The sequence below is a fragment of the Nostoc commune NIES-4072 genome (genome assembly GCF_003113895.1).
Classification (GTDB): domain Bacteria; phylum Cyanobacteriota; class Cyanobacteriia; order Cyanobacteriales; family Nostocaceae; genus Nostoc; species Nostoc commune.
Map to the genome: position 1 here is coordinate 6,484,959 of NZ_BDUD01000001.1, position 13,727 is coordinate 6,498,685.

The 13,727-nt window shown below is 41.6% G+C and carries 4 protein-coding genes; all 4 read right to left on the reverse strand.

Annotation, left to right across the window (positions count from 1 at the left end; genetic code table 11):
* Nucleotides 1–243: 243 nt before the first annotated feature.
* Nucleotides 244–4,995 (reverse strand): PfaB family protein, encoded by a 4,752-nt coding sequence (locus CDC33_RS28960; RefSeq protein WP_109011857.1) that lies wholly within the window; start codon nt 4,993–4,995, stop codon nt 244–246.
* Between the two features lie 188 nt (nt 4,996–5,183).
* Complete coding sequence (locus CDC33_RS28965; protein ID WP_109011858.1) at nt 5,184–6,911, reverse strand: SDR family NAD(P)-dependent oxidoreductase; 1,728 nt, start codon at nt 6,909–6,911, stop codon at nt 5,184–5,186.
* 284 nt (nt 6,912–7,195) lie between these two features.
* On the reverse strand, nt 7,196–12,565 hold the full coding sequence (locus CDC33_RS28970; RefSeq protein ID WP_109011859.1) for a type I polyketide synthase: 5,370 nt from the start codon (nt 12,563–12,565) through the stop codon (nt 7,196–7,198).
* Nucleotides 12,566–12,788: 223 nt separating this feature from the next.
* The gene (locus CDC33_RS28975) at nt 12,789–13,067 is read right to left on the reverse strand and encodes a hypothetical protein (RefSeq protein ID WP_109011860.1); all 279 of its coding nucleotides are present in this window, start codon (nt 13,065–13,067) and stop codon (nt 12,789–12,791) included.
* Nucleotides 13,068–13,727: the final 660 nt, after the last annotated feature.

Consider the following 13,727-nt stretch of genomic DNA (forward strand, 5'->3'; position numbering starts at 1 on the left):
TTGATATAGCAATCCTAAATCGTATGTGAAAAATTCTTTGTTCCTTGGCGCTCTTGGCGTCTTGGCGGTTCGTTCATTTCCAAAACTTAGATAGGATTGCTATATAAATCTAATTTCCATACCAATTCTCTATGAAGATACACGTAATAATTTTTAAACGAACCGCCAAGACGCCAAGGACACCAAGGAAGAGAGGAGTTAAGAATTAATCGGTGCAAGTTGAGAGAGAATTGGTATGATTTATCAAGATTCGTCGTTAAGCAAGTTTTGGGCGCAAGCTAGTTGCAATTGAATTATTTCGCTCATTTGTTGACTGTAATCTTGTCTAGCTTGTAAGAAGGCAGTGTGTGCTTTAGTTATCTTTGAATTATTAGCATTAAGCTTTTGATACTGGGTCTTATTTAAATCGAACATGCTGATGATGCTACTAATTTTTCGAGTTATGACTGGCGGGGAAGAAAGAGAAATTGGCTGTCTAATTGCGCTTGACTCAGAAGATTGTAATTGTTCTCTCGTTTCAAAAACGTTATCAATGATATTTTTCGGTTTTACTTCTTCTGGCTGAGGCAAGATGTTAGGGGAATGACTCTGTTGTTGGGTTATGTGGTTAGAAGTGTTAAGAGAATCTGTGATTTCAGATTGTTGAACATTAGGTATATCTGGATGCTGTATTTTGAAGCGATCGCTCCTAAGATCCCCAGCGAAATCTTCAACAAGTTTACGATTTTCTTCGCTCAAAATTGTAGCTGCGATCGCTTTCCCACCCAAGGTAACTGTTCTCAATGTTGCTTTACTTGTATTAGCAGTGTCTTGGGCTTTGCTATACAGTGGTGATAAATCCACGTTCACCTGATGGCTGAGTAGTTTTGCTAATGCTTTGACCATCGAAGCATGGTCATCCATTCCTCTACGATTTAGAGAGACTGTGATGTGTTCTTTGTTGCCGATAATTTTGTCAATCCATCGTGAACAAACACTACCTGCACCTGCTTCTAGAAATATTTTCACACCATCATCGTAGACACGATTTACCAATCGCGGAAAATCAAGTTCTTGGCACAATCCTTTGGCGATGTTGTGAGCGATCGCATCTCTTTCAAGTGCAACTGGTTGATAATCGGCGGCAGAATAAAACACAATGCCAGGAAGATTTTGTGATGGTAAGCTGTTTACCTTCTTGATTTCCTCGTACTGCGATCGCATCGCTTCACAATGTATCACATGGTCGAAGGGCGCGGGGAAGGCATTACAACCTAAAGTTGCAATCACTCGCTTACAGGCGGCATCGTCACCAGCGATTAATACTTCTTCTGGTGTGTTGATTTGAGTTAAGTAGACGTGATTCTCATGTTTTAGGCATTCTCTAACTTGCGATGGAGTCGCCATGAGAACATAGGTATTCCAAAAATTGTTGTTTGGTGAATCTGTTAATCCCCAATATTCACGCACAGCATTTTTTGGCCCAGATAATTTATCGCCAAATAGAGGTGATGAGTTTAAGGTATTACTTCCGCCCTCAAAATCACTCCAAACTCCTTGGGCAACCATCATACTAGTTTCACCTAAGCTATACCCAAATACAGATTGCGGCTTGACTTGAAAATCATCTCGGAAAATTGCTGTCATGTATCTAGCAAAGGCAATTTCACTTTCAAACATTGCCAGTGAATCATCTAACAATTGCTTTTCGAGAGTTTCTAGTTGCCTAGTTGTCAATTTAGGTAAACTTCTGGGATAAACCAGCTTTTCAACATCGGCAGCCCGGTTGTAGAGATTGTTACTTTTTAAGTCCTCGAAGACTTTAGGAAATAAGCGGAAGACAGTCCGACCAATGCCGATATAAGAATTGACTGCTGCGGGGTAAACATAAGCAACTGCTCCAGTTTTACCCAATGGTTTGGCTGTGAAATAACTTCCTATTGGTGTTTGCCAATCTGTGCCATTTTCAAAGGCATTATTTACACCTTTACGAGCAGATTCAATTTCTTTGAGTAGTTCTTTGGTGTTACGTCCTGCGATTGATAAGACGTATTTTGCATCAGAATGCTGTTGAAAAGTAGCAAATGTTTGGCTGGCGGTAGCTGATAAAGAGGAACTGGCTTCGATGGATTTTTGGAGATGGTTTAGGATATCGGGTATAGTGGAGCGATCGCTAACTGCGATCGGAAACAGATGAAAAGGCATTTGTTGCAAATATCTGTTGTCGCGCTCCTCTTGGCTGGGTTCTTCCGATAAGATTAAATGGGCGTAACTGCCATCTATACCCATGCTATTAATTGCTGCTATTCTGCGTGTACCGCCTTTATCGACAAACCAAGGTCTTGATTCCATTGCCACATAGAAGGGACTACCTTCCCATACTTGCGGTGTTTTGACACCAGACCATTTTGGTGTGGCGGGAATATACCTGTAATAAAGACAGAGAGCAGTTTTGATTAAGCTAGCAATTCCCGATGCTGTATAGGTGTGGCCGATATTGGCTTTGACGCTGCCCAATGCACAATGCAGACCATTGCCCACTTTTGGATAAGCTTGGAGTAAACCTGTGATTTCCGCTTCATCCTCCTGGGGAACGCCACTACCGAAGACTTCCACATAGTTAACTTCTGTGGGTTGAATCTCCGCCATCTCGAAAGCTTGTTTGCAGACATTGCTGATAGCTGAAGCATCAGGTTTTACCAAAGTATCACTCAAAGTAGAATTACCTTGTGCGAAACTCATGGCATCAATTACTGCATAGATGCGTTCATTATCTTCTTTAGCAGCTTCGTAGCGCTTGAGAACCACAGCACCCGCACCTTCGCCAACCGTCCAGCCATTGGCTTGTTGGTCAAAACTCAACGTATTGACACCCGTATTAATTGGGGCAAATTGGTTGCGGAATAAGACATTTTCTACACCACCGGCTAAATCTACAGCACCAACAACCACCGCGTCTACTTCTCCCGTAGCGAGTAGCATTTGGGCAACTTCCAACGCTTTGAGGGCGGAATTTTCGCCAGCGCTGACGGTGAATGCAGGGCCAGTGAAATTCCATAAAGCAGAAATCCGACTTGCCATGATGTTGGCGATGTGACTTACATATTCGCCGATTTCTACAGGTTGGTGAATACTATCTTTAACAATGGTTTCCAGTTGGGAAAGCTGTTCAGCAGGTAGAGAAATTCCTTGATTGAGTAAACCATCCTTAACTTGCCAAGAGAGATTCCATCTTTGCTGTAGCTGATGCACAGAGAATTCTGTCTCGGCAGCAACAATCACAGCCACATTGCCACCCTCCTGTAGTTTCGCATCTTTCACGGCGCGATCGCTAACTTTCAGAAGCAACAATTGTTGTGGATTTAATTTCTCGATTTCATTCGGTGGGATTTTGCACGATAAAGTATCGATTTCAAAATCCTTGATATATGCCCCTACTGGTGCTTTCCCGTTTGGTAAACCGTACTCTTTCAAGACACTTTCTTGATTTTCTATACCATGCCATCTTTGAGGCGGTAGGGAAGTAAAATGTTGTGTTCCATCATAAATACTGCGTTCAAAAGCATCCAAACCATTGCAGTTACCAAAAAAGGCATCCATGCCAACAATGGCGACTTTGCTAGGTGGAACAGGTGGAGTTGGTTCAACAGATTGTGTTGTATTTCCTTGCTCTAAAATTAGATGAGAATTAGTGCCGCCAAAACCAAAAGCACTAATAGCTGCCCGTTTGATTGGTGCGTTATTATTCGGCCATGTCGTAGCTGTTCTAACAATCTTGTCGGCGGAGATTGTACCTTTTTCTGATGTTAAAGGTTCCGAAACATTCATGGTTGCTGGAATTACACCATGAGACATACTCAAAATCACTTTAGTCAAGCCAACCATGCCAGCAGCAGTTAGCAAGTGACCAGTATTTGCCTTAGCAGAACCCACCAGAGGCGCAGCTTGATTTTGACCAAAGAATGTTTCTATGGAGTTAAATTCGGTTGTATCTCCTAGTAATGTACCAGTGGCGTGACACTCTAGATAATCAATGGTTTTTGGGCTAACTTTTGCCTCATTATAGGCTCGTTCAAAAGCTAATATTTGCCCTTTAGGATTCGGACTAAGTAAGTGCTTACCTTTGCCATCATTCGAGAGTCCATTACCACAGATAGTGGCGAGAATATTATCACCATCTCTAACGGCATCAGAATATCTCTTCAGCATTACCATCCCAACACCATCGGCGGGAATTAGCCCTCTAGAGGATTTATCTAAGGGGCGGCTGATGCCGTTTTCTGCATACCCTTGAACACCGGAAAATAACATCCGCACGAATAGGGAATCTGCACAACTGATGGCTCCAGCTAACATAACATCAGCTTTGTGTGACCATAAGTAATGAGATGCTAGTTTAATCGCATAAAATGATGACGAACAAGCAGCATCCAGACATAAATTAATCTGAGATAGAGATAGAGCTTGAGCAACGATAGATGCTGGTAAACCAGATATCATCGCATTATATAAAGATGCTTTGTTTGCACTTGGTAAAGCAGCTAAATCAAAATCTTCATACTGCAAAAGTTCTCTAACAGCAGGGGTAATAGCTTGCTGGTAAATTGGAGAGAATAATTGATTAGATAATTTTGTCGGGAATGACAAATTACCTAAAATTACGCCACATTTTGCTAGAACAGTTTGATTACCCCAATAACCACTGTTTACAATTGCCTGTTTAGCAGCATACAATGACCATTTGAAGGTGTTATCTAAACCAGCAACAAATTCTGATGGTAGATTGTATTCAGATGGATTAAACTGGAAGTTACGGATGTAACCGCCTTTGAGAGAATAGGTTTTGTCTGGTGTACCTTTGACTGGATTATGAAATATTGTCGGATCTACTCCGATTTCTTCGACGGTTGCAGAGGATGTCGAATCTTTTTGATTAACAATGTTTTGCCAGTATTCTTCAGGATTCTTTGCATCGGGGAATAGGCATGATAATGCGATGATGGCTATTTTTTCCACGATTTATATGCTCCGAGTTTGGGTATTTAGCAAGAGATAATTAAAAGGCAGGATTTACGCTGTTCCCCAAACTTTGAACGAGGCAAGTTCTAGCAATCCTAAGATTTTGATAGTTTGTAGTAAGCACTTTAGTGCTTGTATTAAGAAGGACTAAAGTCCTTACTACGAACTTTAAAATTGAGATATTACTAGCTTCTGAGCATTTTCATTGACCAAATAATGGCATGAGCGCCGAGCATTCGTGAGTATATTTTACCTTGGCGGTCGTGTATGATAAAGTTTGCGATCGCACTGCTTGGTGTCTTAGATATCACTTCACAAGAAACGTAAAATGTTTCGTTATGTGGTATCATCGCAAACTGTTCAAATTTTTCTACTTTTCCAGGTAAACAACCTTCTTGATGAAAGTGTTGTGTCCAAACCCATAAGGCGTGCATACTCAAGTCAGTTGTATAAGGATTGACCCATTGCACCGGGAATTGTCCTTGTTGCTGGGCGCTGAGTTCTGGCCACAGACATTCTGTAGTAATTTTTTCAGGGCTGATGTTTAAAACTCTTTTGATTTCTTGAAAAGCCGGGCCGTGAAATAATGTAGCCCCACCATTTTGGTAAAAATCTTTTCCTGTAGCGGTGATGATATTATCTTCTTCGAGATTGAGAGATTCATAAGTGGGTACATCTGGGATTTCTCGCTGGAGATTGAGTTGAGCGCTAAAATGAAAATGGATTCTGCCTTGTGGGTTTTTACTCGATATTTTGGCTTTAAGTTCGATTCTTTCAAGATTAACTTTAGAAATTTCTTCTATCTCTAAAAAATGTTCCTTCGCTAATGTTTCATTGAAAGTAATCCCCTTTAAAACTTTAAAATCTTGGTAATTAAACAATCTGTAACCTGGATATAATTGTTCACAAGCATTGATAATCCAGGTCATTGCACAAGTTGCTGGTAAAACTGGAGAACCAGCAATCGTATGATCTTGTAAAAATGGATTAGCCTCCAATGTCATTTGGCGACGAATACGATAGGTTCGTAGTTCTGAATCTAACTCCGCCGCCATTGGAACTAACGGACTACCAATAACAACTTGTGCAGTTGCATGATTGGTATTATCCATTTCCTTAACTAGCATTTGTGCCCCAACTGCAATGGGAATTATATCAATTTTTCGCTCTTGAAAAATCTTCTTTAATTCTGCTGTCACCATCCCACTATCCCAAGCGCCCCAATTGATAGCGACTACATGACATGAGGGATAACTTTGCTTAAATATATGGGCTGATTTGTTCAGAATTTCATTTGCGATCGCATAATCAGATTGTCCAGGATTTCCGTAAAAGCCTGTTACTGAAGAAAACAAAACTAAATGCTGAAGTTGATTAGGGTTGACGCAATTTAGTAAGTTTTCTAAACCTTGAACTTTGGCGGTGTAAACTTTTTCAAAATCCTCTTCAGTTTTCTTTTCAATTAACTTATCAGCTAAGTTTCCCGCGCCGTGGATGATTCCGGTAATTGGGCCCAGATGTTGTACAGCAGTAGCAAGTTTTTCTTGTAAAGCTTGCGTATTTGTAACATCGACGCTGATATATTCGGCTTTAGCTCCGGTTTTTTCAATTGCTGCAAGAGTCTTTTTAATTTCGCGGCTGGAGGTAATTTTGTTATATATTTTTTGCACATTCATGGGTGTGGGCTTCTCTCCTTGAGAAAGAAGGTTTTCCATGATGCATTTTTTCAATGCGGATTCATCAGAATTTTGAGCAAAATCTGGCTCGGTTTCTAATAGTTCAGAGCGACCGAGGAGGATGAATTTGCAGGGTTGCTGTTGGGCTAATCTAATAGTACACTCAGCCGTAATCCCTTTTGCACCGCCGCTTACGACAAAGACAGATGATGGACTAAGCTGGGCTGTTTGTGTCATAAATCCTCGTGAATACCTGCATAAATTGGGTTTTTTGTTATTGGCCAGTTGAGTGCTGGCCAATAACTAGTTATTTCCTGATGGAGAAGATTTAATTGTTTTTACGAACCGCCAAGACACCAAGGACGCTAAGGAAGAAAGAGCATTCCAATTTTCTCAAACACGAAACTTTCGTTAAAGCTCTGCGTCCCTCTGCGTGAACCTCTGCGCTCCTTTGCGTTTAAAAATCAAACATTCGGAATTCTCTCAGAGGATAAAGAGGTAATTTTGTAGTGGGAGGAAATTTAATCGGCGATAATGGTGACTCGTCCTTGTGAACCATACCCAACTTCACTTATATAAAGGTTGGGGTCGTGAAGTTCGGCGATAATGTTTTGTACTGACTGTTTAGCGTCAAGTCTAGGACTCAAATCGATCGCACGAGTAAATACCTTTGGCCATTCCCATCTCAGAGTTTTGGTTAATCCAAATAAACCAGCGCCGATCGCACCGAAGTTGACTTTGTACTCTAAGCCGAAGGCTCCATCAAGATGAGCAACTGTGCAGAAACAACTACGTCCATGCTTTGCAGCTTCGTTGAGGGAGGGTTTGAGGTGTTTCGCCATCAAAAATACGTGCTTGACGATCGCCTTTTCTGATTCGTTATAAGAAATACTCCCGGTGTGATTTCCTACAAACATTGGATGGAGATGGATAAAGGCCCCAATCGCTCCGCAGTGAGATGCGATCGCTTGCAATTGTTGTTGAAGATGTTCTTCACTCAAGTTTGCTAAGGTGACGCGGGTTACTCCTGTGGGTAAGGGCGCTTGCTGGGCGATGAGCGATTGGGGGAAGCTGATAACTACTACTTTCCAGCCTTTCTCGATTAAGGATTCAGTTAATTTATAAGTGGTGAGGGAACCATCATCGGTGATTAAACTGATGTGTCCCTCTGGTAACGTGAAATCCAAATAATCGGGTTGTGCTAGGCTCCTGAGTTTGACGGGATGGCGCTGGATATTATGCTCTAATTCCGGTGGTTGCTGTTGGACAAACTCAGGTTCAGACTTTTTTTTTTCACCTCCAGCCAACTGCTGTAGGTAATCGACTATTTGACCGATGGTGCGAAGATCGCCGAGTTCTTCAATATTCGGTTTGGGTAAGTTGGGGTACATTTCTTGCATCGCCCCTAAGATTTCTACCCGTTTAATCGAGTCAATCCCTAAGTCGGCTTCCATGTCCATTTCCAGTTCCAGCATCTCGACTGGATAGCCGGTTTTATCGCTGGTGATGGCTAACAGGGTTTCACCTAAGTTTGCAAATTCATCACTTGTAGCGGCTTCTGGTTCTGGAGTGAATGCAACAACTACGCTTGGTTCCGGTGCAGTAACTACCTCAACTACTGGTGCAGTCTCTACTGGAAGCTCAGTTACTTGTGGTACTTCATGAACAGCAATTTCTACAGTAATACTTTTGGAAGCGTGAGATTGCAGATACTCGACAACTTGACCGATGGTGCGTTTTTCTGACAGTTCCTCTAAATTGGGTTTGGGTAAATTGGGGTACATTTCTTGTAGCGCCCCTAAGATTTCCACCCGTTTGATGGAGTCAATTCCTAAATCAGCCTCCATGTCCATGTCCATTTCCAGCATTTCGACTGGGTAGCCGGTCTTATCGCTGGTGATGGCTAAGAGGTTTTTATCCAAGTCAACAATATCGATGGTTGCGCCAGATACAGGTGCAGCAGTTGTAGGTGCTGGTTCTGGGGTGAATGCAACAACTTCCTCGGCTGGAGGTGCGCTAATTTTGACTACAACCTCGGCTTGAGGTTCTACAACTGGGATAGGTGGCGCGACTACAGGCTCTACTGTCTCAACAGTGGCGAAGTGGGGAGTTGGTAACGCGATCGCTCGTGTCTGTATTGGCTCTACAGGAGCCGGAACAGGTTCTTGGGTAATAGCTGCCGGTAAAGGCTGACTTTCTTCTATCTTGGTAGGTGCATCACTAACAGTTGTTTCTGCGGTGAACGGAGTGAAATTGCTGAGTTTCTCTGTAAGTTGAGTTACACCCTCACCAGAGATGATTTGCGAATATTCTTGCTGTATGAGTTGGAAAAAGCTCTTAGTATATTCCAACTGCTCTTGAAGATATTGCTCATGGATGCGTAGAGTTTCACCTTGTTGGGAATGAAACTGCATCATGCTACGCTCTAGGCTTTCCATGACAACAAGCTTCATTTTGGCAGTTTCGGCTGTTGACTTACTTTCGCTCAACAAAGAATTCTGCTGTTGCATCAGTTGGAAAAACGCTTTAGCATATTCCATTTGATGGTTGAGATAAGTACCGTGAACTTGTAAATTCTCGGCTTGATTTTCCTGGAACTGTGTCAGGAGATATTCTAAACTTGCTAAAAGTTGTTCGTAATTTGTAAGTTTTTCTGGTGTTGGTTGCATCTTAGATTCCTGGGCTGGTTGTGAAAGGGTCACAGGATTCATTTGTTGCTCTGTTTGGGTGACGATATTAGAACTCACACCGTTCATTGTTGCGGTGGATTTTTTATGTCCGTTAGTCTCGATCGCTGCGAGAGTTGGAGTTACACCTGGGCTGCTAAATAAAGGAACCGCATCAGGATATTCAGGAGTAGGTAATGTAACTTTATGCCCATCCTGCAAAGCGAGAGCGAAAGCATTTTTCGTTTTTTCGGATCTGTAGTTTATCCCGTTTAAACGGACATTTAATGTCTTCTTCGTCTCAATTGGCGGGATAGTTTGGGGAAGTTGGTAAGGATCGAGGTTATTCAAAGCCATACCTATCACCCGCAACTGCACAACTGCTTCTCGTAAAGAGCGATCGCTATTTTTTTGAGTACTGGGGTTCAAAGATACGGTAATATGTGGGCGATCGCCAAGGATATCTTTGACTAAGTTAGTGAGAATTCTTCTCGGCCCAAATTCTACAAAGCAAGTACCACCGGCTGCATAGATATTTTCAATTTCCTGCTTAAACAGCACTGAATTGGAAAGGTGCGTTTCGAGGATTTTTTGAATACCTTGGGGTTCTTTGGGATACTGCTTACTGGTAACGTTGCTGTAAACAGGGATTTTGGGACTTTGGAACTTGACAGACTTGGTAGCGATCGCAAATGATTTCTGAGCAAAGGCGATTAGCGGTGTATGGAACGCTGCTGAAACAGGTAACAATACAGCTGTATATCCTTTCTCGTGTAAAGCCTCTTTGATTCTCGCTATTTCTGCGGTCGGCCCAGCTAAGACAAATTGAGTCGGAGAATTTTGATTAGCGATCGCAACTTGGGGAAAATGTCTCAGCACTGCTTCCACTTTGCTGATGTCTTCTTTGACAGCCAGCATACTTCCCGCATCATGATCCGGGTCTTCGGGTGCAGCCATTGCTTGACCCCTAGCTTTCACTAAGAACAAGTAATCTTCGGTACTCAAAACCCCCGCAGCCCATAGTGCGGTTAGTTCACCAAAGCTATGCCCCGCAACAAAATCTGACTTAAATCCAGCTTGTTGCAGTATGCTGTACATCCCTGCACTCAACACCCCGATGGCTGGTTGAGCATATTCTGTGCGTTGCAAGGCAGCAATTTGGACATTTTTTTCTGCCTCTCCAAACACAGGATGAGGAAAAACGATTTCTGACAACGGCTGCAAATTATCTTTGAGCAACAGGCTATCCATATAACCATGAAGACGGCGCATCAAAGGAAAATTCATTACCAGTTCGCGTCCCATCTCCAAGTATTGCGAACCTTGTCCAGAAAATAGAGAGACAACTTTTCCGCCCAACTCCATACCAGAGGAGCGATAATAAATCCCTTGGGGATGCTCCCAAGATGCTGCTGTTCCTTTGTGTTTCAGCCACTCAATGCTAGTTTGCAGCAACTTGCAAGCTTCTTCCAGATTCTCAGCTACAAACCCAAATCTGGCAGCAGAAAGGGGAATTTGTTGTGATTTGCACTCATTGACTAATTGTGCGTAATGTGTAAGTGCATCTGGCGAGCGCAACTTACCTAAAATCTCTTCCGATTTGCTCAACAATTGATCTACTGTGGGAGCAAACAACAGCACTTCACTAGCATCACTATGTAAGCGGTAAGCGGCGTTTTGGTCGGCTTCATATTCTTCCAAAACGACGTGATAATTAGTTCCGCCAAATCCGAAGGAACTCACACCTGCGCGTCTTGGTGCTTCCCCTTCTGGACGAATCCAAGGTCTAGTTTCAGTATTCAAATAAAAGGATGAATTTTTAATGTTGAGTTTGGGGTTCGGCTCGGTAATGTTAATTGTGGGTGGTAATACTTTGTGATGTAAAGCCAAAGCAGTTTTAATCAAACTCGCCGCACCCGCAGCCGCTTTTGTGTGTCCGATTTGCGATTTTACACTACCCAAAGCTATGTGCTGCTTTTTGTCATCATGTACATCAAAGAAGTCTTTTAAAGAACCGAATTCTGTCGGATCTCCAGCCATTGTGCCAGTACCATGTGCTTCCATCAAACCAACAGTAGCGGGAGAGAAGCCGGCATCTTCATAAGCGCGTTCCAAAGCTTTAACTTGACCTTCTTTGCGAGGAGCATAAATGCTCTTATAACGCCCATCGCTGGAAGTACCAATACCTTTAATTACGGCATATATTTTATCGTTGTCTCGTTCAGCATCTTCTAACCGTTTGAGGACAATCATCCCGATACCTTCACCCAGCATCATCCCATCAGATTTGGCATCAAAAGGTTTGACATTTTCACTAGGAGAAACCGCCGGTGTTTTGCTGAACGAGATGTAAGCCATGATGGTGTTGTCGGTATCAACGCCACCAGTTAGCATCATGTCTGAACGATGTTCAACTAGTTCGCTAATTGCCATTTTCAAAGCACCAAAGGAACTAGCACAAGCAGCATCAACTACACAATTCATCCCGCCAAAATTTAGGCGATTGGCAATTCTACCCGCGACGACATTCGCTAACATTCCAGGAAAAGCGTTCTCATCCCACTTAACGTAAGCGCTTTTAATTTTATCAACGATTTTTTGGGTATCTTCATCAGATAAACCACTGCTTTTGAGCGCTTTTTCCCAAATCGGATATTCCAATCTAGCAGAAAGTGGCATTCCTAATTGCTTGGCCATCGCCACGCCTAAGATTACCCCAACCATTTCGCGGTTAAAATCACGTTTTTCGCCATAACCTGCATCTTCCATCGCCTCTTTCGCAACCACTAAACTTAATAGTTGCGATACATCTGTGACTTCCAAAATGCTAGGTGGTATGCCGAATTCCATCGGGTTAAAATCTACTTCTGGAAGAAATCCACCTCTTTTACAATAGGTTTTATCTTCAGTAGTTCTAGGATTTGGATCGTAATAATCTTCGACGCTCCAGTGAGTGGAAGGAACATCAGTAATACAATCAATTTTGTTTACTATATTTTGCCAGTATTCCCGCAAATTTCTGGCTTGAGGCAATAGAGAAGCCATCCCAACAATGGCGATAGGATTGTGTTGTAATTGTCTGTTAATTCTGTTAATTGACACTGATTTATCTGATTTATCTGACTTCATGTTTTTTTCCTCTATAGACCTCATCACAGCCTTCTCACAATTATTGATAAGGCTTTCTAACTCCGCTAAGGCAGTATCAATCGAATAAGCAGACATAGGGCATAGTTAGTACTGTGGATTGTGTAGCTACAGTAATTCTGTTGCCTACTAATTAATGAAAAACTCTCGTTTTGTAAGCAGTTAGCTATCTTATTTTTGCTAAATGCTTGTCTTGAAATCGACACCACACGATACATACTGCCGGGATAAAGCCTTATGTTTCCAGGCGACTTTGGCACACTGCGTAGGCGTAGCCCGTCGTAGACATCGCGAAAAAATCTTATCCAACGTTAGACTCTTTATGTTGTGGCAATAGGTCGATGACGTTGTTAAAACTGGTAAAATAGTCTTGGAGTGTAATACCTGCTTGACCAGTGAATTCAATGCATTTGTAATAGTAGAGATTTTGAGCAATGCTATCCCACTGGAACGATGACAGCTGACGAGTAGCTAAAGGAACAGAAACGCTTTTCTCACCCGAAACTTTTTGATTCTCTAGCCTAACCACAGCAACATAGCTGTTATTAATGACAACGTTCTGTATCTCGATCAATGTCATAGCCAGTTTCAACGTCCAGGATAATATATTTTATGGGATTTGACCCAGGAAAGTTGACAAGTTCGTTACAGAAAAGACACCACCTTTTATCCGAGTTTATGCAAGTTTAGAAGTAATTAAACGATCATAATGTGATGGATAAACAGTTAATTTTAGTTATTTTTAATTTTTAAATTCTAATTAAATAACTAGTTTGCTTAACTGCTTTTAAGCATTGAATTAATAAAAACAATAACACACTTTACATAAACTAAATCATTCCTTTAAAGTTATTTTATAAATAAGCTTGCAATATTACTTATATCAATTTTGAATAAAATTCTGCATCCAAGTATAATTTATGACGATATAAATGTGTGAGATATTTTGTTATCTACGGGTTAGCCAAAAATTTGTACTGAATTAACTTAACAATGCAAATCTGTTGTCTAGTAAATAACAATTCTATGAATACATAGATAAATTGAATAACCATAAGTATGTTTTTTCAGAGAAACATCATAATTGAGCCAAAGTTTCGGGTTATTTTTCAATATAAGTCAAGTTAAGACGCAAAGCGGTTATTTATAAAGCAAATGTTAATTTTTAGTATGTTACTTGATAAACATTCTTTGGGGAGCTGCGCCAAATCTCTTAATTTCTTATTTCTTGGCGTACTTG